Origin of the sequence: Mesorhizobium sp. M8A.F.Ca.ET.181.01.1.1, assembly GCF_004792025.1 — a bacterium.
Classification (GTDB): Bacteria; Pseudomonadota; Alphaproteobacteria; order Rhizobiales; family Rhizobiaceae; genus Mesorhizobium.
This window is the reverse complement of sequence record NZ_SRTV01000001.1, coordinates 694,023-721,013: the sequence shown is the minus strand read 5'-3', so window position 1 is coordinate 721,013 and position 26,991 is coordinate 694,023. Positions and strand designations below refer to the sequence as shown.

Genomic DNA, 26,991 nt, shown 5'->3' with positions numbered 1-26,991 from the left:
AGGGGCTGATTGCACCCTCGCCGCTTTTTTTCTGCGGCGCCGGCGATTGGCGAAACCATCAGCGAGGGCGTCTTTCTCCCCGTCACTATACGGGGAGAAATGCCCGGCAGGGCAATGAGGGGCGGCGCAAACCTTCGAAGCAATAGCGCCGGCAGGGCTTCTCATCCCACGAACTGCCGTGCCACGATCAACACCGCAGCACCCGCCAGAAACATCGCCATCAGCCCGCCACGCAACGAGACCAGGGCGGTAACGACCAGCGCTGCCCACTCCGCCGGTCCGGCATTCAGCAGTTCCGGCGCCACCAGCGTCGTCAGCACTGCCGCCGGCACCGCGTTGAGGCCGGCTTCTACGCGCGGATGGATGTGGTCGAAGCGGGAGATGACCAGATGCCCGCCGATGCGCGTGAGATAGGTGGCGATCGCGCCGGCGATGATGATCCAGAATGTCGTGCTCATGGCCTTGTCTCCACGCCGCTATGGTGCGGCGGCAGGATGACAGCCAGCAGCACGCCGGCGATGGCGCCGATGGAGACGTGCCAGGGCGAACCCACCGTCTTGTAGGCAATGATGGACGCGCAGGCACTGGCGACGACCACCGGCAGCCACAGCGGCCGCTTGCGGAAGCCCATCACAAGGCCGAGGAAATAGATCGGCAGCAGGAAATCGATGCCCAGCGCATGCGTATCTGGAATGAGCTTGCCGAACAGCGCACCGAGCGCGCTTTCGACGATCCAGAACAGATAGACCGGCAGGCCAAGCCCCAGATACCAGGCGAAGCCCACAGTCTGGCCGGATTGCGCGCGTGCCTCGGCGACCGCGAATTGCGGATCGGTGAGGATGAAATAGCCGAGTGCTTGGCTGATGACAGGCCAGTGCGCGATGCGCCGGCCGATGCCGGCGGAATAGAGCACGTGACGGAAATTCACGGCGAAGATCGAGAGCACGACCAACCATGGCGCGACATGCTGGCCGAACAACTGGATGCCGACCATCTGGCTGGCGCCGCCATAGACCAGCGCGCTCATCAGGAAGGCTTCAAGGACCGAAAACCCATTGTCGACGGCGAGCGCACCGAACAGCACCGCGAACGGCGCCGACGCCACCACAACCGGCATGGAGAGCCTAACCCCTTGCCAGAAATCGCTTTTCGCGCCGCTCTCTGAAATCACGTCCGTCGCCATCGGCCACTCCATGAGGAGTGGCGGTATGTAGGGGGCATGCCCAGCCTTGTCACACGAATTCGCTTGAGCCAAACGATCAGCGGAAATCATCGGCAAGCCTTTCACGCCGGAATTTGGCCCGCGCTCCGTCATATCGACGCGAGATCACAATGGCTCTGCAGTTCCGCGTAAAGGCACGCTATTGTCCGGTGATTGCAGATTGGCGAAAAAAGGGGTTGCGGATGATCGTTTATAATTTCACCGGCAGGCATGCGGTCGTCACCGGGGCTGGCGGCGGCATGGGCGAGGCGATTACCCTGGCGCTGCTCGATGCCGGCGCTTCCGTCACCGCCATCGACATCAAGCCACGCCCGGCATCGCTCGCCGCCTATGACGACAGGCTCATTTTCGCGCAGGGCGATCTCACCGATGCCGCCTTTGTCGAACAGACCATCAATGCTGCGGGCCGTGAGCGCGGCGGCATCGACTATCTTGCCAATGTCGCAGGGGTGCTCTGGTTCGGCCGCGACAAGTCGGCCCTGGAGATGGACCTCGACGTCTGGGATCAGGTCTTCAACATCAACCTGAAATCCTTCGTGCACACGGCGCGGGCGGTCGTGCCACATATGCGCGCGGGCGGCCGCGGCGGCGCCATGGTGCATTTCTCGACCATCCAGTGGTATCGCGGCGATCCGACCCCGCAGGATGCCTACCAGGCCTCGAAGGCCGGCGTCTGCGCGCTCTCCAAGTCGCTCGCCATGCAACTGGCCGGCGATCGCATCCGGTCGAACGCCATCTGCCCGGGCATGGCGCTGACGCCATTGCAGGCGCGCTGGGACACCGAGGAGAAGCGCGCCGCCGTCGCCAGCTACACGCCGCTCGGCCGCATCGGCACGCCGCAAGACATGGCCAACGCAGCACTTTTCCTGCTCTCCGACGCGGCAAGTTACGTCACTGGAATTGAACTGGCCGTCGACGGCGGTCTTTTGATGCGGATGTAGCGCCGCAATCAAAGCGCTGGGCTACAGTATGTCGCGGCGAATAGGATTCGCCGACCTCCTGTAAGCTTCTGATTTTATGCATGTCGTTGTCCCGGAACCGAGGACATTTCCGGGCGACATGCATTAGCTTCCCGGCGCCGTGCCCTCGATCGCCCTGCCCCAGTCGAGCAGTGGCTTGGCGCGCATGGTGAAATCGACGAGTTCCTCGACCAGTCCCGGCCCGTGGATACCAGCCGGATCGATTGCGTGGCGAACGGCGAAGTGCCGGTTGCGGATGGCGGCGACAAGATCTTTGTCGGCGACGTGTTCGAAGCCGCGCGGCGTGCGTTTCATGCCGCCTTCGGCATCGAGTTCGAGGCCATTTTTCCCCAGCGCCGCCACCACGGCGCGAAACGTATCGGGATGGCTTGAGATGGCCTTGCGCATGGCCGTCAGCAGTTCCGGCGCCGGCTGCCACCAGGCGACGCCGGCAAAGCAGCGCTCGAGCCCGATATGGACGAAGAACACACCCTGCTCCATCTTGGTGCCGTCCGGCGACAGGATAGCTGACAGATGCCGGTTATAGGGTCGTTTGTCCTTGGCGAAGCGCACGTCGCGGTTGATGCGGAACAGCGACTTCTTGCGATCGCCACGCAGGCCGAGGCCAGCCTGCGCAAAACGCAGAGTAAGCGTCTCGACGAGATCCCCCAGTGGGTCGCGCAATTCCTTTTCGAACAGGTCGCGGTTTTCCAGGAACCACTCGCGACTCTGGTGGAAATCCAATGCCTTCAGGAACGGAATGGCCTTTGGGCCGAACCCTTTGAATGCCCCGTCCGTCACGATTTGCCGACCCGCTGCAGCCAGGTGTCCTCATCGATGACTTCGACGCCGAGTTCGCTGGCAAGCTTGAGCTTGGAACCGGCGCCAGGACCGGCCACCAGCAAATCGGTCTTGGCCGAAACCGAGCCGGCCACCTTGGCGCCGAGACGCTCGGCCATCGCCTTGGCTTCCGAGCGGGTCATCTTTTCCAGCGAACCGGTAAAGACGATCGTCTTGCCGGCGACTTCGCTGTCGGCCGAGACGGTGACGATATATGGCTTCGGCTTGACCTGCTGCAGCAGCTTCTCGAGCACGTCGTCATTGCGCTCGTTGCCGAAGAAATCGCGAAGCGCATCGATCACCGTATCGCCAATGCCGTTGATCGATGGGAAGACCGCATGCGGATTCTCCGCCGCCGCAGTCTCCTTGCCGACTCGGATAAGCTCCTCGATGGTCGAGAAGGTTCGCGCAAGTACCGCGGCCGTGGTTTCGCCGATATGGCGGATGCCGAGCGCGAAAATGAAGCGGTCGAGCTCCGGCTCGCGGCGCGAATCGATTGCCGCAAACAGCTTGTCCAGGCCTTCATAGTTGCGGTCCTCGACGCTGCGCACATTCTTGCGCGTCTTGCCGGACGCCGCCTCGCGCTGCCTTGCCTGCTCCTCGCGCCGCTCGGCCAGCGCCTTGGTCACGGCGGGGCGGCGCTCCCTCAGCGTGAAGATGTCGGCGGCTGTCTTGATCAACCCGGCATTGAAGAACGTGTCGATATTCTCCGCGCCCAGGCCTTCAATATCCAGGGCGCCGCGCGACACGAAATGGCGCAGCCCTTCCACGGCCTGCGCCGGGCAGATCAGTTCGCCGGTGCAGCGGCGGCGCGAATCCTCCTTGCCGGTCTTCTCGTTGATCTCGCGCGTCGCCGGCGAGCCGCAGATCGGGCAGGTGTGCGGGAATTCGTATGGCACGGCATCGGGCGGACGCTTGTCGATGACGACACTGACGATCTGTGGAATGACATCCCCTGCGCGCTGGATCACGACGGTGTCGCCGATGCGCACGTCGATGCCGTCGCGGATCGGCTGGCCGGTGCTGTCTAGGCCCTTGATATAATCCTCATTGTGCAGCGTGACGTTTTCCACCACGACGCCGCCGACGGTCACCGGCGCAAGCCGCGCGACCGGCGCCAGCGTGCCGGTTCGGCCGACCTGGATGTCGATCTTCTGCACGGTCGTCATCGCCTGTTCGGCCGGGAATTTGTGCGCGACGGCCCAGCGCGGCTCACCGGTGACGAAACCCCAGCGGCGCTGCAGCTCCAGCTGGTCGACCTTGTAGACGACGCCGTCTATGTCATAGCCGAGCGACGAGCGCTGCTCCTCGATCCGGTGGTAGTGCGCGACCAGTTCCTCGACCGATTTGGCCCGCACCATCAGAGGGCTGATCTTGAAACCCCAATCGGCGAATTTCTGCACCGATTCGTACTGGGTCGGCGCCGGATCGGCCGTAGTATAGCCCCACGCATAGGCGAAAAATTTGAGGTTGCGGCTGGCGGTGACGGAGGGATCCTTCTGGCGCAGCGATCCGGCCGCCGTATTGCGCGGATTGACGTAATCCTGGCCGCCGACAGCCGCCGAGCGCGCCTTGAGCGCCTCGAATTCGGCATAGGTCATATAGACTTCGCCACGGATCTCGATGATTTCAGGCCAGCCTGATCCTTTGAGCTTCGCGGGAATGTCGGCGATGGTCCTCAAATTGGCGGTGATGTCCTCGCCGACCGCACCATCGCCGCGCGTCGCACCTTGCACGAAGACGCCCTTTTCGTAACGCAGCGAAGCCGACAGCCCGTCGATCTTCGGCTCGGCGGTGAAAGCGATGTCGAGGTCCTTGTCGCGGTCGAAGAAGCGCCGGCCACGGTCGATGAAATCGGTGACATCTTCGTCGGTATAGGCCTTGGCGAGGCTGAGCATCGGCACGGCGTGGCGAACCTTGGTGAAGCCTTCCGCCGGTGCGGCACCAACCCTGAGCGAGGGCGAATCCTCACGCACCAACCCGGGAAAGCGCTCCTCGATGGCAAGATTGCGCCGTCGCAACGCGTCATACTCCGCGTCCGTGATCGTAGGCGCGTCCTCGGCATGGTAGCGCCGGTCGTGACCGGCGATCTCTTCGGCAAGGCGCTGGAGTTCGGCTTCAGCCTCGCTTTCGCTGAGCGAATCGACGGGTTTTTCGGCCATGCTTTTGTCCCTGAACGGTGGCGCGCCACAATAGAGCATGATCGTGAAAGGTGGGAACCGGTTTTCGGAAAAGATCATTCCTGAACAGCAGGATGGAGCCATATCCTGACTCGCCCCATGACGCCCGATAGTCTCATGCCGCGTTTGTATTCTCGCGCAGCAGCCGCTCGGCGGCGGCGCGCGCCTCGTCGGTGATAGTGGCGCCGGCCAGCATGCGGGCGATCTCCTCCTGCCGCGCCGTCCTGTCCATCTCGGCAATTCCGGTCGCGACACGGTCGGTGCTGCCCGATTTGGAGATCAGGAAATGTGTTGCCGCGCGCGCCGCCACTTGCGGAGCATGGGTGACGGAAAGCACCTGGACACGCTTCGACAGCCGCGCCAGCCGCTGGCCGATGGCGTCGGCCACCGCGCCGCCCACGCCGGTGTCGATTTCGTCGAAAACCAGTGTCGGCGCCGAACCGCGATCGGCAAGCGCCACTTTCAGCGCCAGCAGGAAGCGTGACAGCTCGCCACCCGACGCGACTTTCATCATCGGGCCGGGCCGCGTGCCGGGATTGGTGCGCACCCAGAACTCGATCTGGTCGATGCCCTCCTCCATGCGGCTCTCGGCCTCGCTCTTCATCTCGACGATGAAGGCCGCGCGTTCGAGCTTCAGCGCCGGCAATTCGGCCATCACCGCCTTGGTCAGGCCGACCGCCGCGGCATGGCGAAGCGAGGACAGCTGTGCGGCGGCGATGTCGTAGGTTTCGCGCGCGGCGGCGGCCTGCTTTTCCAGTCCGTGCAGGCGCTCCTCGCCGGCATCGAGGTCGGCTAGATCGGCAACCATCGTGTCGCGCAATTGCGCCAGATCGTCGACGGCGACGCTGTGCTTGCGCGAGGCCGCGCGCAGCGAAAACAGCCGCTCCTCGGCCTTCTCCAACCGTTGCGGGTCATATTCGGTGGCGCGAAGCGCCGCCTCGACGCCCGATTGCGCCGCGTCGAGCGACAACATCGCTTCATCCAGCGACTTGACCACGTCCTCGAGCAGCCCGGGCGCCTCCGTCGCCTTGCGCTGCAGCCGCCTCAGCAGGCTGGCCAGTTGCGGCAAGGGCGAGGACGGGCCCGAAAGCACATCCTGCGCGTCGTGGATTTCGGAGGCGATCTTTTCGGCGCGCATCATATGGGCGCGCAGCTCGGCAAGTTCGGTTTCCTCACCGGGCTGCGGATCGAGCTTGGTCAGTTCGGCGACCGCGGCGCGCAGATAGTCGGCCTCCCGGGCGGCGGCCGCCACCTTGGCGCGATGGCGCGTCAACTCCTGCTCGCAGGCGCGCCAGTGCCGCCATGCCTCGCCTGTCGCGCGGACGGCGCCGAGATGGCCGCCGAAAGCATCGAGCACATCGCGGTGCGCGCCCGGATCGACCAAAGCGCGTTCGTCATGCTGGCCATGGATCTCGACCAGTGCGCGGCCGACATCGCGCATCAGCGTCACGCTGGACGGCTGGTCGTTGACGAACACACGGGTACGGCCGTCCGCCGTCTGCACGCGGCGCAGGATGACGTCGCCGTCATCCTCGATGGCGTTTTCGGCAAGCAGCGCGCGCACCGGATGGTTGCGCGGAACATCGAACACGGCAATGACCTGGCCCTGCGACGCGCCATGGCGCACCAGCGAGGCATCGCCGCGCGCGCCGAGCGCCAGCGACAGGGCATCGAGCAGGATGGATTTGCCGGCGCCGGTTTCGCCGGTCAGCACGGAGAGACCCGGCTGGAAGTCGATGTCCAGCTTTTCGATCAGGACGATATCTCGGATCGACAGTCTGGAAAGCATGAGAAACCGGACCTATTGCATGCCGCCCAGAAGTGGACCCGGTTTCGGGATAACGACAGGCACGAAAACAAAAAAATTAAGGCGGCACCCGACAGTTGGAGTCGCAGCGCCGCACTATCTTTTTGTTTGAGCTTCGGATCAATCCGAAAAAGCACACTGCGCGCTTCGCTCGGAGCTCCGCGGTCAGGCGCCGGTGATCAGCTTCCCGGCCTTGGATATCCACGATCCGGCATTTTCGCGTGGCGCCAGACCGTTGCTCTGCAGCAGCTTATAGGAATCCTTGTACCACGAGCTGTCGGGATAGTTGGTGCCGAGGACCGCGGCCGCCGTCTGGGCCTCCGAGGTCAAGCCCAACGCGTAATAGCTTTCGGTGAGGCGGGCGAGCGCTTCCTCGACATGGCGGGTGTTGGAATAGTTTTCGACCACGGTGCGGAAGCGCTTGACGGCGGCGATGTACTCGCGGCGCTCCAGATAATAACGGCCGATCTGCATTTCCTTGCCGGCGAGCTGGTCGTTGGCGAAGCGGATCTTTTCCTTGGCGTCGTCGACATATTCCGACGTCGGCCAGCGCGTCACCAGGTCTTGCATCGTCTGCACGGTCTGGCGTGCTTCCTTCTGGTCCTGCGTCACGTCCTTGATCTGGCGATAGTAGCTGAGACCGATGATGTACTGGGCATAGGGTGCGTCATCCGTGGACGGATAGAGGGCCAGGTACCGCTTTGCCGACTGGATCGCGTCCTCGTAGCTGCCCTTCCGATAGTCGGCAAACGCGCCCATCACCATCGATTTGCGGGCCCATTCCGAATAGGGATGCTGGCGGTCGACGGCGTCGAACTTCTTGCTCGCCTCGTCCAGGCGTCCCGCATTCATGTTTGCGAGGCCCTGATTGTAGAGAACGTCGGCCGGCTCGGTCTGGTCGACATAGGTCGAAAGGTCGATATCTTTCTCCGACGACATGCAGGCCGACAGAAAGAGCGATGGAACAACCACCGAAAGCGCCAGGAAGACAGACCGCTGCGGCGCTTTCGATTGACCGACTCGCTTGAAGAACATGATTGGATTGCGCCCTTTCGGCGTTATTTTAGTGCCTCTTGCATGCTGTTGTCCCAAAAATGGTCCCCACTTCTAGGCGACATGCATTAATCGACGGCAGCAGCCATAAACCATAACCGCCTTGCCCGGCAACGCTATGTCCAGCCAATCGCACATTTTTGTGGCGACGGACCGCAGCGCGAAAATCTATGCAATTTCGCTGATGGATGATGCATTCATGCAACACCCATACCGCCATGCAATGCGAAAAAGATTAAGAAAATCAGATCATCCATGGCGCATAGAGCGGCGCGTTGACGGCGTTCATCTCGGCGGCCCGGCCACGCTCGCGGCGTGTCGTCTCGACGATCTCGAAGGCCGTGCGGTCCGACAGCAGGCGCCGCAGCGCGGCGGCGTTCAGCCGGTGGCCGCCGCGATAGGAGCGGAAACAGCCGATGAAGCGCGCGCCGGCCAGCGCCAGGTCGCCCATGGCGTCGAGCGTCTTGTGGCGCACGAATTCGTTGGGGTAGCGCAGGCCACCCATATTGATGACGCGGTTGTCGTCACCGATCACCAGCGAGTTCTCGAGCGAGGATCCCAGCGCATAGCCGGCGGCCCACAGCCGTTCGACGTCCTTCATGAAGCCGAAGGTGCGGGCGCGGGCGATGTCGCGGCGGAAAATATCGGCATTGATGTCCGATGCGAACAGCTGGCGGCCGATCGCCGGGCTTTCGAAATCGATCTCGACCTCGAAGCGGGTGCCGTCATAGGGCCTGAACTCGGCCCAGGAGGCGCCGTTCTCGATGCGGACCGGCTTGACCACCCTGATATAGCGGCGCTTGACGGCCAACACCTCGATGCCGGCCTGGTCGATGGCTTCGACGAACGCCATGGCACTGCCGTCGAGGATTGGGACCTCGTGGCCGTCGATCTCGATGATGACATTGTCGATGCCGAGCCCGAACAGGGCGGCCATGATATGCTCGACCGTGGCGATGTGCTCGCCCGAGGGATCGCCAAGCATGGTGCAAAGATCGGTGGCGCCGATCTCGGAAAACAGGGCGCGGAACTCACGGCCCTGCCCGTCGCCATTGAGAAGCTGGAACACGATGCCGGTATCGGCATCCGCGGGCAGGAAACTGATGGAAACTTCTTTGCCGCTGTGAACGCCGGTGCCTGTAAGCGACGCGCGCGTCTTCACTGTCGTCTGGTGGTCGTGCAAGACAATCCCCATAAGCCCGTAATGCCTAGGTCCGCTTCTCCAGCCCGAGGGCGCGGCTCTTGTTAAATCGGCAGGCAGGGCTACTTCCCCCGAAATCCCCGCATACCGACCATGGTAGGCAGCGAAGATAATGTCCCGGCAGGGAGACTCCAAATCACGGTTTCTTACTCTTTGTAACCGCGAACTGGAACCTGTATGACACGATAACCTATTGATTATACAGCCTTTTAAACGTTAACAGGCAAGCAATTTCTTGCTTGCCTGTTAACAATTGTTACAATCCGTTAACCGCTCAGTTGGCCTGGCGGCGCAGGAACGCCGGAATCTCCAGCTGATCATCGTCCTGAGTCGCCCTCACCTGCGGCGTCAGACGGCCCTGGTCGTCCAGCTGGCCGCGGCGCGGCGCGTAGAGCTGGGCGTCCTGGCTGGCGAGGCGGCGCACTTCCGGTGCGGCCTGGCGCAGCTTGGGCTCGCGCGGCTGCGCCGGCTGCAGCCGTGCAGGCTCCTCTTCGCGGCGGGTCAGGCCATTGGTCAGGCGCTTCAGGAGACCCATCGGGCCGCTGTTCTCATGGTCGGCGGGACGGCTCTTGGCGTCGACCTCCGCCTTCACGACCGGCGGAAAATCCTCGACGCGCGGCATGCGCTGCGGCGCCATCGCCACCGGCTGCTGGACCTCACGCAGCATTTCGCGCGGCTGCGCAGCCGGCTGCATCATCTGCTGGACAACAGGCTGAGGCATCGGTTGCGCGGGCGGCGCCTGGAAGATCTTGCTCTGCGGGCGGAAATCGTCCGCATGGGCGACCGGTGCCGGACGAGCCTGCGCCATGGCAGCGGCGTTCGCTTCGGCCAACTGGATGGCTTCGGCAACTGGATCGGCGGCGCGCGGCTCATACACGGCCTGCTGGACCGGCGCCGGGCGGCTTTCCACCGCGGCGACGGCCGGCCGGGCGGCCGGCTTCGGCGGCGCCGTGCGGATCGAGATCGGCGCGGCGGCGATTTCAGCGGCCGACTTGTCGATGCCGGTCGCGACCACCGAGACGCGGATGACGCCCTCGAGTTCCTCGTCGAAAGTGGCGCCCAGGATGATGTTGGCGTCCTGGTCGACTTCTTCGCGGATGCGGGTCGCCGCCTCGTCGACTTCGAAAAGGGTCAGGTCGCGGCCGCCGGTGATCGAGATCAGCAAGCCCTTGGCGCCCTTCATCGAGGTTTCGTCGAGCAGCGGGTTGGCGATCGCGGCTTCCGCGGCGGCCATCGCGCGGCCTTCGCCCGAAGCTTCGCCGGTGCCCATCATCGCCTTGCCCATCTCGCGCATCACCGAACGCACGTCGGCGAAGTCGAGGTTGATCAGGCCTTCCTTGACCATCAGGTCGGTGATGCAGGCAACGCCGGAGTAGAGCACCTGGTCGGCCATCGCGAAGGCGTCGGCGAAGGTGGTCTTGTCATTGGCCAGCCGGAACAGGTTCTGGTTGGGGATGACGATCAGCGTATCGACGCACTTCTGCAGCTCCTCGATGCCGAAGTCGGCCGTCTTCATGCGGCGCTGGCCTTCGAAGTGGAACGGCTTGGTGACGACGCCGACGGTGAGGATGCCCTTCTCGCGGGCTGCGCGGGCAACCACCGGAGCAGCACCCGTACCGGTGCCGCCGCCCATGCCGGCGGTGACGAAGCACATATGGGTGTTGGTGAGATGGTCGAGGATCTCGTCGATGCACTCTTCCGCCGCCGCGCGGCCGACTTCCGGCTGCGATCCGGCACCGAGCCCCTCGGTGACATGCGCGCCAAGCTGGATCAGCCGCGAGGCCTTCGACATGGTCAGCGCCTGCGCGTCGGTGTTGGCCACGACGAACTCGACACCGCGCAGTCCGGCGGTGATCATGTTGTTCACGGCATTGCCGCCGCCGCCGCCAACACCGAACACGGTGATGCGCGGCTTAAGCTCGGTGATGTCCGGCTTCTGCAGATTGATGGTCATTGTCTCCGTCCTTTGCCTTTCACGCCGCTTCGCCGCCGCGGCCGCCTATGGGGCTGTCCCCGTCAATTAGAAACTGTCTCTCAACCACTGACTCATGCGATGCAGTTTTCCGCCCGTTCCGGTCATCCTGAGACCGGAAATACCTTTCGCCGGATGGCTCTCGAAGCTCGCCATCTGCGGATAGATCAGAAGCCCGACCGCGGCCGAGAAAGCCGGGCCTTTCGCTGCTTCTGGCAGGCCCGCCACGCCGAGCGGGCGGCCGATGCGCACATTGCGCCCCAGGATGCGGCGTGCCGCCTCGGGCAGGCCGGCCAGTTGGCTGGCGCCGCCGGTGAGCACGACGCGCTTGCCGACCGCATTGCCGTAGCCGGATTTGTTGAGCCGGTCGCGCAAGAGTTCGAGCGTCTCGTCGATGCGGGCGCGCACGATGCGCGTCATCACCGAACGCGGGATCTGCAGCGGCACGTCGCCATCGTCGCCGATCGGCTGGATCGAGACCAGATCGCGGTCGTCGGCGCTGCCCGGCAGCGCCGAGCCGTGCATCACCTTCAGCCGCTCGGCGGCATCGAGCGACGTCGAAAGCCCCTTGGCCATGTCGAGCGTCACATGATTGCCACCGATGGCGATGGCGTCGCCATGGACGAACTTGCCTTCCGAAAACACCGAGATCGTCGTCGTGCCGCCGCCCATGTCGATGCAGGCGGCTCCGAGTTCGAGCTCGTCGTCGACGAGTGCCGCCAGCCCGCTGGCATAGGGCGTCGCCACCATGCGCTCGACCGACAGGTGCGAACGGTTGATGGAGAGCTCCAGATTTCGCATCGGCGCCGCATCACCGGTCAGCACATGCATGTCGACGCCAAGCGCATCGCCCACCATGCCGCGCGGATCGCGCACGCCGCGCTCCGCATCGAGCGAGAAGCCGACGGGCAGCGAATGGATCACCTCGCGTTCGGCCTTCAGCGCCTGCTTGGCGCCGGCACCGAGCACGCGCTTGATATCGGCCTCGTCGGCCTCGTGGCCGCCGAGGTTGATGGTGGCTGAAAAGGCTTCGCTCTTCAGTCGTCCGGCGGTCATGTTGACGATCAGCGAATCGACCGTCAGCCCGGCCATGCGCTCGGCGGCGTCGACGGAGAGGCGGATGGCATGCTCGGCGCGGTCGAGATCGACGACGACGCCTGACTTCACCCCTTGCGATTTCTGGTGGCCGATGCCGATCACCTGGATCCGGTGAGAGCGGCCGCGCAGAAGCTTGCCGTCATCGTTCGGCTTCAGCTTGGCCACCATGCAACAGACCTTGTTCGAGCCGACATCCAGCACCGTCAGGGTGCCGGACCGGCGCGACGAGGCATCGCCAGAACCGCCAAGCCAGCTCATATCTTCGTCTCCGGCTTGCGCTTGAGGGTTTTCGGCTTCTCGTTGAGCGCGGCCTCGCGCTGCGTCGCCGCCTGCGGCGTCAGCTCCACGACCAGCCGGTCTGTCAGGCGCATGTCGACAGCGGCGATATCGCGCGACAACAGCCCCTTGTCATGGTCCATCTTGACGAGTTCGGCGAGCGCCTGGTCCTCGTCGTCTTCGGGCAGCTTGACGGTGATGCCGTTGTCCAACTTGAGGTCCCAGCGCCGCTCGCCGACGCGGACATAGCCTTTGATGCGGCTGGCGAGGTCGGGATATTGCTCGATCTTGGCCAGGAAATCAGGCGCCTTGGCCGGCGCGCCGGTGCCGATCAACAGCGGCAGGAGCACCTGCTTGCCGCCCGAGAACGGCGCGATGACGGCGCCATCCTTTTCGATGACGGAGAGATCATCGCCCTGCTGCCAGAGCGCGAAGGCTTCGCGCTCCTCGACGCGCACTTCCAGCGTGTGCGGATAGACCTTGCGCACCGCGGCAATCTCGATCCACGGCAAGGTAGCGATGCGCTCCCGCGCGGCCTCGGCATCGAAGCCGATCAGCGACGTCCAGCCATCGAGCTCGAGCCGGTCGAGAATGTCGATCTCGGAAGTCTGGCGGTTGCCGACCACCTTGACCTGATCGACGGCAAAGCCGGTACGGGCGGTGATGCTTTGAATGATGCCGTCGGCATGACCGCCAAGGTAGGCGCCATAGGCCCCGCTCGAAGCCAGCAGCACCGACGACATGATCGCGGCGGAGAAGCGCGGCGCCTGAAATTCACCATCACCCAGGCGCGTCAGGATGCGCACCGGGCGGCGAAGCACGCGCGGCAGAACGAAATGGTCCAACGACAATGGCAGGCCGAACAGCGACGGCCCGGCCGCGCCCCTCACCTTGCCCTGTCCCCATTTCAACGCAGACACGAAGCGTCCTCCACCATCCAACTCAACAGTTCACCAAACGAATGCCCGGCATGGGCGGCAATTTCAGGCACCAGAGACGTCGGCGTCATGCCCGGCTGAGTATTGACCTCGAGCCATACAACCTCGCCATTTTCGGAGTGACGATCGTCATAACGGAAGTCCGACCGGGAAACGCCCCGACAGCCGACAGCTTGGTGAGCCTTGAGCGCCAGTGTCTGTATTTTTTGGTAAATATTCGGTGAAACTTTTGCGGGGCATTCGTGTTTTGATCCGCCCGCGACATATTTTGAATCATAGTCGTAGAAGGAATGGCCCGTTGGGATGATCTCGCAGACGCCGAGCGCCACGTCTCCCATGACGGCGCAGGTCAGTTCGCGCCCATGGATGTAGCGCTCGACCATGACGGTATCGCCATATTTCCACTCGGACGACCCGATGACCTGCGGCGGATGCGACTGCCCCTCCGAGACGATAACGACACCGAAGCTCGACCCTTCGCTCACCGGCTTGACCACATAGGGCGGCTTCATCGGATGCTTGTTCTGGATGGAGAAACGATTGGCGACCTTTGATTCGGCGACAGGCACGCCGACCGATTTGACGATCTTCTTCGCCTGCTCCTTGTTCATGGCGAGCGCCGAGGCGAGCACGCCGGAATGGGTGTAGGCAATGCCGAGATATTCGAGGATGCCCTGGATGGTACCATCCTCGCCAAAAGGCCCATGCAGCGCATTGAAGGCGACATCGGGCTTGAGCTCGGCGAGCACCGAACCGACGTCGCGCCCGACATCGACACGGGTAACCTGATAGCCTTCCTGCTCGAGCGCATCTGCACAGGCCTTTCCAGAAGACAGGGACACGGGCCGCTCGGACGAGAAACCTCCCAGCAATACGGCCACATGCTTGTTCTTCATTCCCCGTCATCCCCTCTCACGGCGGACTAAAAACCCAAGGATTTCCGCAACATTGAGTCCGAGTCTCCCGGCAGGTTGCCCCCCCAGACGGAAAACGCGGGTAACGCGTCGAACGACTCAAATCAGGAAACGCTTTAGGGCAGAGAATCAGAGAGTTGATTCACTGGCAAGTGCTTATGATTCCGAGGGATTCACTTTGTGAGAAAATGAATGCGAAAACCGTCTCGCTGAGTCTTTGCAGCAACGATTTCAAGGCATTTCGATCTCGTTGAAGTTCACGCATCACGTGAACTTCAAGATGCGCTAAAGAAGCTGACCCAGGAACTCCTGCACTGCATGCCCGGAGCGGAAATTGCCGATGCGCTTGATCTCCCACTGCAGCCGGATGCCCGAATGCTCGAGTACCCGCGCGCGCACCGTCTCGCCGAGATATTCGAGGTCGTAGCCGGTCGCGGTTCCGGTGTTGATCATGAAGTTGCAGTGCATCGGCGACATCTGCGCGCCCCCGATCATCAGGCCGCGGCAACCCGCCTTGTCGATTTCCTTCCAGGCCGAGGTGCCTTCCGGGTTCTTGAAGGTCGAGCCGCCCGTCTTCTCGCGGATCGGCTGCACGGTCTCGCGATGGTTCTGCACCGCCTCCATCGCCGCCTTGATCGCTGCCTTGTCCTCGGCAAAGCCTTCGAAGACGGCCGACGTGAAGATCAGCCCGGTCGGTGCCGCCGAATGGCGGTAGGCATAGCCCATCTCGGCGTTGCTCAGCGTCTGGACATTACCCTTGCGGTCGAGCGCACGCACCTCGACGACGCGCTCGCCCGTCTCGACGCCATTGGCCCCGGCATTCATCCTGAGCGCACCACCGATGGCGCCTGGAATGCCGTGGTAGAAATGAAAGCCGCCGATGCCGGCCTCGAGCGCCACCGCCGCCACACGCTTGTCGGGCGTGGCGGCACCTGCCCTGATCCTGATCGGGGAAATGACTTCGGCCTCGCCAAAGCCCTTGGCGGAAAGCCTGACGACGAAACCCGGAATGCCGCCGTCGCGGACCAGAAGGTTCGAGCCGACACCGACAATCGTCAGGGGGATCTCTTCGGGAACCGCCTTGAGGAACGCGGCAAGATCCTCCTCGTCGGCCGGCTGGAACAGTGCCTCGGCAAGGCCGCCTGCCCGGAACCAGGTGATCTTGTCCATCTCGGCATTTGGCGTCATGCGGCCACGCAGGCCGGCCAGCCGGTCGCCAAGTCTGTCGATCAGGGCCTGGCCGTTCATCATGAGGCGGCGAGCTCCTTCGGCAGCGCATAGGCCCATTGGGTAATATTGCCGGCGCCCAGGAAGACGACGAAGTCGCCGGGCTTGGCGATGTCGCGGATGACAGGCGCGATATCGGCCGGCCCCTCGATGTAGCGCGCGTCGCGATGGCCGCCGGCACGTATGCGCGACACCAGCGCGTCCGAGGTCACGCCGTCGATCGGCTCTTCGCCGGCGGCGTAGACCGGCGCCACCATCACCGTGTCGGCATCGTTGAAACAGGCGGAGAACTCGTTGAACAGATCGTGCAGCCGGGTGAAGCGGTGCGGCTGGGCAATGGCGATAACACGCCCATTGGTGGCGCTGCGCGCCGCCTTCAGCACCGCCGAGATTTCGACCGGGTGATGGCCGTAGTCGTCGAACACGTCGACACCGTTCCAGGATCCGGTATGGGTGAAGCGGCGCTTGACGCCGGCGAAGGACGACAGGCCCTTCTTGATTGCCTCGGCCGACAGGCCGAGTTCGTGCGCGACCGCGATCGCGGCCGTCGCGTTGGACACATTGTGGCGGCCAGGCATCGGCAGGCGCAGGCCCGCTATCGTCGTCTGGCCGCGCCCCTTGCGGTCGCGGATGATCACGTCGAACTCCGAGGTCGCTCCCGCCATGCGGTGGTTGGTGAAGCGCACGTCGGCCTGAGCGTTCTCGCCATAGGTGATGACGCGCCGGTCCTCGATGCGCCCGACCAGCGCCTGCACTTCCGGGTGATCGGTGCACATCACGCCGAAGCCATAGAAAGGCACGTTCTCGACGAACTGGCGGAACGCTTCGCGCACATTGTCGAAGTTGCCATAATGATCGAGATGCTCGGGATCGATGTTGGTGACGACGGCGATGTCGGCAGGCAGCTTGAGGAAGGTGCCGTCGCTTTCGTCGGCTTCGACCACCATCCACTCACCGTCGCCCATGCGCGCATTGGTGCCGTAGGCATTGATGATGCCGCCATTGATGACGGTCGGGTCGAGCCCGCCGGCTTCGAGCAGGGTCGCCACCATCGAGGTCGTCGTCGTCTTGCCATGCGTGCCGCCGATGGCGACAGCCTGGCGGAAACGCATCAGTTCGGCCAGCATCTCGGCGCGGCGGACAATGGGCAGCAATTTCTCCCGCGCCGCCTTCAGTTCCGGATTCGACTTCTTGATCGCCGTCGAGACGACGATGACCTCGGCGTCACCGAGATTCTCGGCCTTGTGACCGACGAAGCATTCGATGCCCTTGTCGCGCAGCCGTTGCACATTGGCGCTGTCCGCCTGGTCGGATCCTTGCACCTTGTAGCCGAGATTGTGCAGCACCTCGGCGATGCCGCTCATGCCGATGCCGCCAATGCCGATGAAATGCACGAGGCCAATGGTCTGCGGCATCTTCATGGGTGCGTCCCCTTCCTGAAATCCGATACTGTTTTGCGGGACGCAATAGCCTCTGTGAGATCGGCGAGCAACCGTGCCGCGTCCGGCCGGCCGACCGATTTGGCCGCGGCAGCCATCGTCGCGAGCCGCTCCGGCTGGTCTATCAGGGCGCCGAGCAGTGCCGCGATGCGCTCGGACGAAAGCGATGATTGCACATGCACTTCGCCGCCGCCGGCGGCGGCAAGCGCCGCCGCATTGGCCGCCTGGTCGTGGTCGAGCGCAAAGGGATAGGGCACCAGCAGTGCCGGCCGGCCGATGACGGCGATCTCCGAGACGGTGGAAGCGCCGGAGCGCGAGATCACCAGATGCGCCGCCGCAATGCGCGCCGCCATGTCGGTAAAGAACGGCGAGACCTCGACGGCGACGCCGAGCGCGGCATAGGCCGCCTTCACCCGCGCCACGTCGTCCGCGCGAGCTTGTTGGGTAATGACGAGGCGTCTGCGCTGTGCATCGGAAAGCAGCGCGACTGCCCCCGGCATGGCATCGGAAAAGAATTGCGCGCCCTGACTGCCGCCGAACACCAGCAGGCGGAAAGGCTCATCCCCGGTTGAAGCCACGTAAGGTGTCCTGGCTGCTTCGAGCACCGCTGGCCTGACCGGATTGCCGGTCGTCACCGTCTTGGCGCCGGCCGCACTCTCATCTTGCGGCAGGAAGCCGCCGGCGATCGCGTCGACGCGGCCGGCCAGCGCCCGGTTGGCGCGCCCCATCACCGCGTTCTGCTCGTGGATCAGCGTCGGCACCTTGCGCCGCGTCGCCGCATAGAGCGGCGGCAGGGTCGGATAGCCGCCAAAGCCCACGACGGCCTCCGGCTTGATCCTGCCGATGACGGCGGAGGCCTGACGCACGCCGCTCCAGATTTTCCAGAAGGCGCCAAGCAGGGCGAAGGGGTTTTTCGAGCCCAACGTCGCCGACTGGATGGGATGGATGGCCGCTGCCGGGAAATGGCCGGCAAACCGTTCGGCGCGGGTGTCGGTCGCCAGATGCACCGCCCAGCCGCGCTCGATGAGTTCATGCGCCAGCGCTTCGGCTGGAAACAGATGTCCGCCGGTTCCGCCCGCGGCGAGAAGGATAACGCCTCTGGCCATGTCACTCCGCCGGCATGGCGCGCTGCGGCAGCGCAAAGCCCATCTGCTTGCGCTTTTCCGGCCGCTTGCGCGTCAGCGCCAGCACCATCCCCATCGAGATGGCGATGGCGATCTGCGAGGAGCCGCCATAGGAGATGAAGGGCAGCGTCATGCCCTTGGCCGGCACCAGCTGCAGGTTGACGCACATGTTGATGACGGCCTGCAGGCCGAACACGGTGACCAGGCCGCCGACCGCATAACGGGTGAAGTCGTCATGCTCCTTCAGCGCCGTGTTGAGACCGCGCAGCACGATGAAGGCGAAGATCGACATGATGAAGAAGCACATGATCAGCCCGAACTCCTCGCCCGCGACCGAGAAGACGAAGTCGGCATGGCTGTCGGGGATGACCCGCTTGACGGTGCCCTCGCCCGGCCCGACGCCGAACCAGCCGCCATTGATCAGCGCGTCACGCCCCATGTCGACCTGGAACGTGTCGCCTTCGCCGGTGAGGAACTTGTCGATGCGCAGCGCGACGTGCGGAAACACCGTATAGGCGGCGAAGACGCCGCCGACGCCGGCCGCACCGAGCACGATGATCCACAGCCACGGCAGCCCGGCCATGAAGAACATGATGCCCCAGGTGCCGGTGGTCAGCATGGTCTGGCCGAGGTCCGGCTGCGCCACCAGCAGCGACACGACCAGCACCAGCAGCAGCATGGCGAACAGATTGCCGGGAATGTCGGGCTGGCGTTTGTGTTCGGCGAACAGCCAGGCGCACATGATGACGAAGGCCGGCTTGAGGAATTCCGACGGCTGGATCGACAGGCCGGCGAGCGAGACCCAGCGCCGTGCGCCCTTCACCTCGACGCCGACATAGAGCACCGCCACCATCAGCACCAGCATGAGGCACAGCATGATCAGCGACATGCGCCGGATCTCTCTGGAATCGAGGAAGGAGACCGCCAACATCACGCCGAGCGCGGGCACGGTGAAGATGATCTGTCGGGTGGCGAAATGGAAACTGTCGAGGCCGATGCGTTCGGCGACCGCGGGACTTGCCGCGAAGGACAACACGATGCCGAGCCCCATCAGCGACAGGAACGCCGCCAGGAACCAGCGATCGATGGTCCACCACCAGGTTGCGACCGGACTTTTGTCGAGACGGCTCTGCATTATCGTGCCCCTCCGATGGGTTTGACGCCATCTATAGCGCTCGCAGCTTGCCTGAAGGCTTCGCCGCGGACCTCGAAATTCTTGAATTGGTCGAAACTGGCGCAGGCCGGCGACAACAGCACCACCGCCTCGCCGCTGTCGTCCTTGGCCGCGTCATGCGCGGCATGCTCGACCGCGGCCGCCAGCGTGCCCGAGATTTCGTAGGGCACGGCCTCGCCCAGCGTCGCCGAAAAGGCGGGGGCGGCCTCGCCGATCAGATAGGCCTTGGCGATGCGCGGGAAGAAGCCGCGCAACGGTTCGATGCCGCCCTCCTTGGGCAGACCGCCGGCGATCCAGTAGATGCGGCTGAAGCTGGACAGTGCGGGAGCAGCCGCATCGGCGTTGGTCGCCTTGGAATCGTTGACGAACAGGACATGGTCCTTGCGGCCGACCTGCTCCATGCGGTGGGCGAGGCCCGGGAAGCTTTCGAGCCCCGACTGGATCTCGCCGAGGTCGAGACCGACCTTGAGGCAGGCGGCGACGGCGGCCAGCGCGTTCTGCGCATTGTGCTGGCCGCGCAGCGAGCCGATGCCTTCGAGGAAGGCGACACGGCTGTAGCGGCCATGCACCGCTTCCATCAGGTTGGTGCCGTCGGCGAAATAGCCGTCGGTCAGCGGCAGCCGCTTGGAAATACGGATGACCTGCCGCCCCGCCCGCTCCAGCCGCTCGGCGATCTGCGCGCACCAGGAATCGTCGATGCCGATGATCGCCGTCTCGCTGCCCGCCACCAGCCGCTCCTTGATCGAAGCATAGTGCTGCATGGTGCCGTGGCGGTCGAGATGGTCGGGCGTAAGGTTGAGCAGGATGCCGGCCGTCGGATTGATCGAGGGCGCAAGGTCGATCTGGTAGGACGAGCATTCGACCACATAATGCCGGTCGGGCTTCGGCGGATCGAGCGTCATCACCGCGCGGCCGATATTGCCGCCCATCTGCGTGTCGCGCCCGGTAGCTTGAAGGATATGCGCCGTTAGCGCCGTCGTCGTCGACTTGCCGTTGGTGCCGGTGATGGCGATGAAGGGAGCATCCGGAGCGCTGAGTGTCCTCTCCCGGCAGAAAAGCTCGATGTCGCCGATCACCTCGACGCCTGCGCCACGCGCGAGCTCCACCGTCCAGTGCGGCTTGGGATGGGTCAGCGGCACGCCGGGCGACAGCACGAAAGCGGAAAAGCCGGCCCAGTCGGCGCCACGCAGGTCGCCGGTTGCGATGCCGGTGGCGGCGGCCTTGGCGACGCTGTCGGGATTGTCGTCCCAGGCCAGCACTTGCGCACCGCCCTCGATCAGAGCGCGCGCCGTGGCGATCCCCGAGCCGCCGAGCCCGAAGAGCGAAACACGCTTGCCTGCGAAGGATGCGGCGGGGATCAAATGGCAGCCTATCTGAGCTTGAGGGTGGAGAGGCCGACCAGCGCCAGGATGACGGCGATGATCCAGAAGCGGATCACCACCTGGCTTTCGGTCCAGCCGAGCTTTTCGAAATGATGATGGATCGGCGCCATCAGGAACACGCGCTTGCCGGTCATCTTGAAGTAGCCGACCTGGATGATGACCGAGAGGATCTCGACCACGAACAAGCCGCCGACGATGACGAGCACGATCTCGTGCTTGGTGGCGACCGCGACCGTGCCGATCAGGCCACCCATGGCGAGCGACCCGGTATCACCCATGAAGATCGCCGCCGGCGGCGCGTTGAACCAGAGAAAGCCAAGGCCGGCGCCAATGACCGCGCCAAGCACGACCGCCAGTTCGCCGGTGCCCGGCACGAAATGGATCTGCAGGTATTCAGCGAAGACCGCGTTGCCCGAGAGATAGGCGATGACGCCGAAGGACGCCGCCGCGATCATGATCGGCACGATCGCCAGACCGTCGAGGCCGTCGGTCAGGTTCACCGCATTGCCGGCGCCGACGATGACGAAGCAGGAGAACGGGATGAAGAACCAGCCGAGGTTGATGATGAATTCCTTGGCGAAGGGGAATGTCAGTGACGACGAGAACGGCGCCTGGCCATTGTGCATGATCGCCCAGGCGGCGATGCCGGCGATAACGAATTCCAACGCAAGCCGCGCCTTGCCGGAGAAGCCGAGATGCGACTGCTTGGTCACCTTCAGATAGTCGTCATAAAAGCCGATCGAGCCGAAGCCGAGTGTCACCAACAGCACCACCCAGACATAGATGCTGGACAGGTTCGCCCATAGAAGCGACGAGCCGATGATACCGGACAGGATCATCAGTCCGCCCATGGTCGGCGTACCCGCCTTCTTGAAATGCGTCTGCGGCCCGTCGGCGCGGATCGGTTGGCCCTTGCCTTGCCTGAGCCGCAGCGAATTGATGATGGTCGGCCCGAAGATGAAGACGATCAGCGCCGAGGTGATCAGCGCCCCGCCGGTGCGGAACGTGATGTAGCGGAAGACATTGAAGACAGAGACCTTGTCCGCGAAATCGACCAGCAGTGTGAACATGCGCTTTCGTCCCCCGACTAGGTCTGGTTGCTGGTTGTCGTCTCGGCCGGGAATTTGCCCAGCAGCGCATCGACCAGTTTTGCAAAACCGATGCCCTTCGACGATTTGATCATCACCACGTCGCCCGGCCTTAGCGCGGCGAGCAGCAGCGGCTTCAACTCCTCGACGCCGGCGCGGTATTCCGTCCTGATATCGTCCGGCAGCGCTTCCGCCAGCGAGCGCATCTCCGGCCCGCCGAGAAAGACTGTCCGCGTGCCCGTGCCGACGATGAGATCGGCAAGGGCGGCATGCAGCTTTGCCGAATGGTCGCCGAGCTCCAGCATGTCGCCGAGCACCGCGATGCGTCTGCCCTCGCCTGTCACCGGCGTTGCGTTGAGTAGCGCCATGGCGGCCGCCATCGAGGCCGGATTGGCGTTGTAGCTCTCGTCGATCAGCGTGATCGGGCCACCGTGCATAGGGCTACCGGGCTGGCCCGAAGTCGGGCCACCGGGATGCCGCAGCACATGGCGCTTGCCGCGCCCGCGCTCGGCGGAGAGATCGGCCAGCGCCAATGCCACCTTGTCGAGATCGGCGCCGACCAGATGCGCGGCGCCTAGCACCGCCAGCACGTTCTGCACCATGTGCCGGCCAGGCGCTCCGATACGAGCGATCATATCGTGGCCGCTGATCCTGGCGGCGATGTCGGAATGGTCGGCATGCAACTCGCACTTGACCAGCTTGAACGTCGAGCGCGCATTCTCGCCGAAGCCATAGACATGCTCGACGCCGGCAGCTTGCGCCATCTTGTCCAGCAGCTTGAAACGCGCATCGTCGCGGTTGAGAACCGCGGCGCCCTCGGGTTCCAGCCCTTCAAAAATCTCGGCCTTGGCCCTGGCGATCTCGTCCAGATTGCGGAAGAAGCCGAGATGCGCGGCCGCGATCATGGTGACGATGGCGACATGCGGCCGCACCATCTTCACCAGCGGCCGGATCTCGTCGGGATGGTTCATGCCGATCTCGAACACGGCATAATCGCAGTCATCGGGCATGCGCGCCAAGGTCAGCGGCACGCCCCAATGGTTGTTGAACGACTGCGCCGAGGCATGCACCTTGCCGACGGCCGAAAGCACGTGGCGCAGCGCCTCCTTGGTGGTGGTCTTGCCCGCGGAACCGGTGACCGCGATGATCTTGGCCTGCGAGCGGGCGCGCGACGCGACACCGAGCTTTTCCAGCGCAACCAGAACGTCCTCGACGACGATGATCGGCGCGGTCAGCCGGCCAAGCGACGGCAGCTTGCCTTCTGCCACCACCAGCACGCCGGCGCCGGCCTTGATGGCCGCGGTGACGAAGTCATGGCCGTCCATCGTCTCGCCCTTGATGGCAAAGAAGGCGTCGCCCGGCTGCAGGCTGCGGCTGTCGATCGAAATGCCCGATATACCTTCGGGCATGGGGCCGAGCGGCCGCCCGTCCGTGGCGGCAACCAGCGCTTCCGAAGTCCACAGCAAACTCATGCGGCACGCTCCCTGAGCGCGGCGCGCACTTCCTCGTGGTCGGAGAAATGCAGGGTTTCCGAGCCGATCGTCTGGCCTTCCTCATGGCCCTTGCCGGCCACGATCAGCGTGTCGCCGGCATGCAGCATGCGGACAGCCTCGTGGATTGCCTTGCGCCGGTCACCGATTTCGATGGCGCCGGGCGCCGCGGCAAGAATGGCGGCGCGGATGCTTTCGGGCACTTCGGAGCGCGGATTGTCGTCGGTGACGATGACGACATCGGCGAGCCGGGTCGCGATCTCGCCCATGATCGGTCGTTTGCCCCGGTCACGGTCGCCGCCGCAGCCGAACACGACCATCACGCGACCGGTGGTGAACGGACGCACCGAGGCCAGCACATTCTCCAGCGCATCCGGCTTGTGGGCGTAATCGACATAGACCGGAGCCCCGCTCGCCGTGGTACCGACAAGGTCGAGCCTGCCCGGCGCGCCTTTCAATTTCTCCAATGCCCCCAAGGCCTTGGCGACAGGTGTTCCGGTGGAAATGGCAAGCCCCGCCGCAACCAGCGCGTTGGCGATCTGGAAATCGCCGGCGAGCGGCAGGTCGATTTCGTGGATCACACCGTCGGCTTCGACCTCGGCACGCTGGCGATGACGCTCATGCTCGACCCGCTTCAACCTGAGGAAATCGCCATGACGGCCGACCGTCAGCACGTCGAGCCCGGCGGCCCGAGCTGCCTTTATCGTGGGTTCCGACCAAGGATCGTCGGCGAAGACGATAGCCGGTGCGCCCTTCGGCAGCAGCGTGTCGAACAGGCGCAATTTGGCACGGTGATAATCCTCGACCGTCGGATGGTAATCCATGTGGTCGCGGCCGAGATTGGTGAAGCCGCCAGCCGAGAGCTTCACCCCATCGAGGCGGCGCTGGTCGAGCCCGTGGCTGGAGGCCTCAATCGAGGCGTGGCTAACGCCGGCATCCGCCAATTCCCGCAGCAACTGATGCAGGGCGACCGGATCGGGTGTCGTCAGTGAACCATATTCGTTGCGGCCAGGCGCGACCACGCCGGTGGTACCGATCGAGGCGGCAGCGTATCCCGCCTGCTCCCAGATCTGCCGGGTGAAGGCGGCGACCGACGTTTTGCCACTGGTACCGGTCACGGCGACCATGGTTTGCGGCTGCCTGCCGAAATAGCGGGCGGCACTCAACGCCAGTGCCAGGCGCGGATCATCGACCGCCAGCACCGGAACCGGCAAATCGGCCAGGCCACTGCCTTTGCCCGTGACGATCGCTGCAGCGCCACGTCGGGCCGCGTCGGCGGCGTAGCTCGCGCCATCGGCCTTGGTTCCGGCAAGCGCGAAAAAGACGACGCCGGGTTTCACCTGGCGGGAATCGGACGAGATGCCTGTAACCTCCAGATCGACGGAAGCTGTTCCTTCGACTGGCAGGATACCGGCTAGATCTTTGAGCTTCATCGAGTCCCGTTCACCGCAACAAAATAGCGCGCAGTTGCCGGCGCGCCCCAAGAATCACTGATAGGAAACCAGCGTTGCACCATTTTCATGGCTGAAATCTGGCTTCACGCCAAGCATGGCCGCTGCACGCCTGATGATATTGCCGGCCATGACCCCCGCATTGTTGGCCGCGACGTCGGTCATCCCAGGCTTTTCCGGATGCGGGGCGTCGGCGATCGTGAACACCAAATATTGCGGATCGTCCATCGGGAAGGCGGCGACAAAGGTGTTGAAATTCAATTCCTTCGAGTAACGGCCGTTGATGACCTTCTCGGCCGTTCCGGTCTTGCCGCCGACGCGGTAGCCGGGAACCCGGGCATTTCTGGCCGAACCCTTCTCGGCGTTGAGCGAATAGAGGTAGCGCATGCCCTCGACGGTCTTTTCGGTAACCACTTTCTTGGCCGCCGCCATCGCATCCTCCTGGCTGCGGACCAGAAATGTAGGCTGCATCAGAAAGCCGCCATTGACCAGCGCCGCGCAGCCGACAGCCGCTTGCAGCGGCGTCGTCGACACGCCATGGCCGAAGGCGATGGTGAACGAATTGACCTGCTTCCACACCTTCGGCTCGGTCGGGCGGGCGACTTCGGGCAGTTCGGTCTGCATCTTCTCCAGAATGCCGAGGCGATGCAGGAATTCGCGGTGCGCCTCGATGCCGACCAGCTCGGCCTCCCTGGCCGACCCGATGTTGGACGAATAGAGGAAGACCTCCGGCAGCGACAGCACACGGTTCTTGCCGTGGAAATCGTGAATGGCCTGGTGGCCGACCCGGATTGGATGCGAAGCGTCGAAGCGGCTCGACATCGTCGCCTTGCCGGAATCGAGCGCCATGGCCGAGGTGAAGCTCTTGAAGGTCGAGCCCATCTCATAGAGCCCCGCCGACATCCGGTTAAGCCGGTCCTTGTCCTGCGCGTTGTAGGGATTGTTCGGATCGAAATCCGGCACCGAGGCCATGGCCACCACTTCGCCGGTCTTGACGTTGAGCACGACGGCGCCAGCGCCCATGGCGCGATAGCGCTCCAGGCCGGCGGCGATCTCGTCGCGCACCACATGCTGGACGCGCAGATCGATCGAAAGCTTCACCGGCCTGAGATCCTTCGCCACCGCCAGGCCCGACGCCTGCAGGTCGCTCAGGCCCTGCTCATCGATATATTTCTCCATGCCGGAGATGCCCTGGTTGTCGATGTTGGTCAGGCCGACGATGTAGGAGGAGGTCTCGCCGCTCGGATAAAAACGGCGCTTTTCGGTGCGGAAGCCAAAGCCGGGAATGCCGAGCTGCATGATGTCGGCCTGCTGCTTGGGCGTCAGTTGCCGCTGCAGCCAGACGAAGCCGGCGCCGCTCTTCAGCTTGTGATAGGTCTGCTCGTAGTCGATTTCGGGCAGCACCGTCGACAGCTTCTCGATAGCCTCATCGGCATCGACGATGCGGCGCGGCTCGGCGAACAGCGACGCCGTCTTGATGTCGGTGGCCAGAACTTCACCGTTGCGATCGACAATGTCGGGACGTGACGCCGTCACCCGGCTTTGCGGACCGCCCGACAGGTCGGGTGTCTGGAAACCGAGATAGACCAGCCGCCCCGATATGGTCGAGAAGATGCCGAAGAACACCGCCATCGTCATCACGATGCGGGCCTTGCCCTTGCCGCCGGTCGCCTTGCGGGCGCCTTCGACCACGATCGACCCGTCCTCGCTTGTCCTGGCGCGGCCTACCGTGGCGAAGCGCTTCAGCAGTTTGCCGATCATTGGGCGATGTCTCCGGTGACGACGGGATCCTTGTCGCCCGAGGGCGCCTTGTCGGAATTGTCGGCCACGGCGCCCTGGCGCCCGTTCAGGATGTCCTGGATGTCGAGCGCCTTGGCCGGCAGGTCGCCCAGGCCCACGATCTGCCGGCCACTGACCGGCTCCAATGCGAGCTGCGCCTTATAGAGTTCGGCCAGCTTCTGCAGCCGCGACGGCTGGGTGAGCAGGCTCCAGTCGGCCTTGAGCAGGTCGATCGTGTCCTCCTCAAAGCGTATCTCGGCATGGATCTTCTGCACGGCCGCCAACTGGTCCTCGGCCTCGCGCTTGGCCTTGTAGGTCAGGGCCGCTGCCGAAACCATGACGGCGATCAGGACAATGTCGCTGGTACGAAACACGTG

Annotated in this window: 22 protein-coding genes; 1 reads left to right on the top strand and 21 read right to left on the bottom strand. The window is 64.1% G+C overall.

Annotated elements, in window-relative coordinates; genetic code table 11:
• Positions 1–161: 161 nt before the first annotated feature.
• Both EN824_RS03540 and EN824_RS03535 read right to left on the bottom strand, forming a co-directional pair.
• Entirely contained in the window at positions 162–458 is a 297-nt protein-coding gene (locus EN824_RS03540) for an AzlD family protein (protein WP_135881907.1), read from the bottom strand.
• Positions 455–1,183 carry an AzlC family ABC transporter permease gene (locus EN824_RS03535; protein ID WP_127279895.1) on the bottom strand — a complete coding sequence of 243 codons (729 nt, stop codon included), beginning with the start codon at positions 1,181–1,183 and terminating at the stop codon, positions 455–457. Before EN824_RS03535 ends, EN824_RS03540 begins: the two co-directional genes overlap by 4 nt.
• Before the next feature lie 221 nt (positions 1,184–1,404).
• On the opposite strand from EN824_RS03535, the gene EN824_RS03530 reads away from it, so the two are divergent.
• Positions 1,405–2,163: an SDR family oxidoreductase gene (locus tag EN824_RS03530; RefSeq protein ID WP_127279894.1), complete on the top strand. Its 759-nt coding sequence runs from the start codon at positions 1,405–1,407 to the stop codon at positions 2,161–2,163.
• Between the two features lie 123 nt (positions 2,164–2,286).
• Here the strand turns inward: EN824_RS03530 and EN824_RS03525 are convergent, their stop codons facing one another.
• The 19 genes from EN824_RS03525 to EN824_RS03435 all read right to left on the bottom strand — a co-directional run bounded on the left by EN824_RS03525 (position 2,287) and on the right by EN824_RS03435 (position 26,988).
• Complete coding sequence (locus tag EN824_RS03525) at positions 2,287–2,982, bottom strand: TIGR02453 family protein (protein ID WP_127871684.1); 696 nt, start codon at positions 2,980–2,982, stop codon at positions 2,287–2,289.
• The gene (ligA, locus tag EN824_RS03520) at positions 2,979–5,183 is read right to left on the bottom strand and encodes an NAD-dependent DNA ligase LigA (RefSeq protein ID WP_127871685.1); all 2,205 of its coding nucleotides are present in this window, start codon (positions 5,181–5,183) and stop codon (positions 2,979–2,981) included. The genes EN824_RS03525 and ligA overlap by 4 nt, the downstream gene beginning before the upstream one ends.
• 133 nt (positions 5,184–5,316) lie before the next feature.
• Positions 5,317–6,990 carry a DNA repair protein RecN gene (gene recN / locus EN824_RS03515; protein ID WP_127871686.1) on the bottom strand — a complete coding sequence of 558 codons (1,674 nt, stop codon included), beginning with the start codon at positions 6,988–6,990 and terminating at the stop codon, positions 5,317–5,319.
• 183 nt (positions 6,991–7,173) lie between these two features.
• Positions 7,174–8,043 (bottom strand): outer membrane protein assembly factor BamD, encoded by an 870-nt coding sequence (locus EN824_RS03510; protein ID WP_127279708.1) that lies wholly within the window; start codon positions 8,041–8,043, stop codon positions 7,174–7,176.
• Positions 8,044–8,305: 262 nt separating this feature from the next.
• Positions 8,306–9,256, bottom strand: a complete 951-nt coding sequence (lpxC, locus tag EN824_RS03505; protein WP_127279709.1) for a UDP-3-O-acyl-N-acetylglucosamine deacetylase — start codon at positions 9,254–9,256, stop codon at positions 8,306–8,308.
• Between the two features lie 280 nt (positions 9,257–9,536).
• On the bottom strand, positions 9,537–11,216 hold the full coding sequence (gene ftsZ / locus EN824_RS03500) for a cell division protein FtsZ (protein ID WP_127871687.1): 1,680 nt from the start codon (positions 11,214–11,216) through the stop codon (positions 9,537–9,539).
• Positions 11,217–11,282: 66 nt separating this feature from the next.
• Positions 11,283–12,590 (bottom strand): cell division protein FtsA, encoded by a 1,308-nt coding sequence (ftsA, locus tag EN824_RS03495; protein WP_010910249.1) that lies wholly within the window; start codon positions 12,588–12,590, stop codon positions 11,283–11,285.
• Positions 12,587–13,528: a cell division protein FtsQ/DivIB gene (locus EN824_RS03490; protein ID WP_127280469.1), complete on the bottom strand. Its 942-nt coding sequence runs from the start codon at positions 13,526–13,528 to the stop codon at positions 12,587–12,589. The genes ftsA and EN824_RS03490 overlap by 4 nt, the downstream gene beginning before the upstream one ends.
• The gene (locus EN824_RS03485; RefSeq protein ID WP_127280468.1) at positions 13,516–14,442 is read right to left on the bottom strand and encodes a D-alanine--D-alanine ligase; all 927 of its coding nucleotides are present in this window, start codon (positions 14,440–14,442) and stop codon (positions 13,516–13,518) included. Before EN824_RS03485 ends, EN824_RS03490 begins: the two co-directional genes overlap by 13 nt.
• A gap of 303 nt (positions 14,443–14,745) precedes the next feature.
• Positions 14,746–15,711, bottom strand: coding sequence for a UDP-N-acetylmuramate dehydrogenase (murB, locus tag EN824_RS03480; RefSeq protein WP_127280467.1), 966 nt, complete (start codon positions 15,709–15,711; stop codon positions 14,746–14,748).
• Positions 15,708–17,108, bottom strand: coding sequence for a UDP-N-acetylmuramate--L-alanine ligase (murC, locus tag EN824_RS03475; RefSeq protein ID WP_127871689.1), 1,401 nt, complete (start codon positions 17,106–17,108; stop codon positions 15,708–15,710). The genes murB and murC overlap by 4 nt, the downstream gene beginning before the upstream one ends.
• Complete coding sequence (murG, locus tag EN824_RS03470; protein ID WP_127275790.1) at positions 17,105–18,232, bottom strand: undecaprenyldiphospho-muramoylpentapeptide beta-N-acetylglucosaminyltransferase; 1,128 nt, start codon at positions 18,230–18,232, stop codon at positions 17,105–17,107. Before murG ends, murC begins: the two co-directional genes overlap by 4 nt.
• Before the next feature lies 1 nt (position 18,233).
• Positions 18,234–19,385 (bottom strand): putative lipid II flippase FtsW, encoded by a 1,152-nt coding sequence (gene ftsW, locus EN824_RS03465; protein ID WP_127275791.1) that lies wholly within the window; start codon positions 19,383–19,385, stop codon positions 18,234–18,236.
• Entirely contained in the window at positions 19,385–20,785 is a 1,401-nt protein-coding gene (gene murD / locus EN824_RS03460; protein ID WP_127275792.1) for a UDP-N-acetylmuramoyl-L-alanine--D-glutamate ligase, read from the bottom strand. The genes ftsW and murD overlap by 1 nt, the downstream gene beginning before the upstream one ends.
• An 8-nt stretch (positions 20,786–20,793) precedes the next feature.
• Complete coding sequence (gene mraY, locus EN824_RS03455) at positions 20,794–21,876, bottom strand: phospho-N-acetylmuramoyl-pentapeptide-transferase (RefSeq protein WP_015317207.1); 1,083 nt, start codon at positions 21,874–21,876, stop codon at positions 20,794–20,796.
• Positions 21,877–21,893: 17 nt separating this feature from the next.
• Positions 21,894–23,366 carry a UDP-N-acetylmuramoylalanyl-D-glutamyl-2,6-diaminopimelate--D-alanyl-D-alanine ligase gene (locus EN824_RS03450; protein WP_127275793.1) on the bottom strand — a complete coding sequence of 491 codons (1,473 nt, stop codon included), beginning with the start codon at positions 23,364–23,366 and terminating at the stop codon, positions 21,894–21,896.
• Positions 23,363–24,817 (bottom strand): UDP-N-acetylmuramoyl-L-alanyl-D-glutamate--2,6-diaminopimelate ligase, encoded by a 1,455-nt coding sequence (locus EN824_RS03445; protein WP_127275794.1) that lies wholly within the window; start codon positions 24,815–24,817, stop codon positions 23,363–23,365. The genes EN824_RS03450 and EN824_RS03445 overlap by 4 nt, the downstream gene beginning before the upstream one ends.
• A 54-nt stretch (positions 24,818–24,871) precedes the next feature.
• Entirely contained in the window at positions 24,872–26,596 is a 1,725-nt protein-coding gene (locus EN824_RS03440) for a penicillin-binding protein 2 (RefSeq protein ID WP_127275795.1), read from the bottom strand.
• Positions 26,593–26,988 carry a hypothetical protein gene (locus EN824_RS03435; protein WP_127275796.1) on the bottom strand — a complete coding sequence of 132 codons (396 nt, stop codon included), beginning with the start codon at positions 26,986–26,988 and terminating at the stop codon, positions 26,593–26,595. Before EN824_RS03435 ends, EN824_RS03440 begins: the two co-directional genes overlap by 4 nt.
• Between the last annotated feature and the right edge of the window lie 3 nt (positions 26,989–26,991).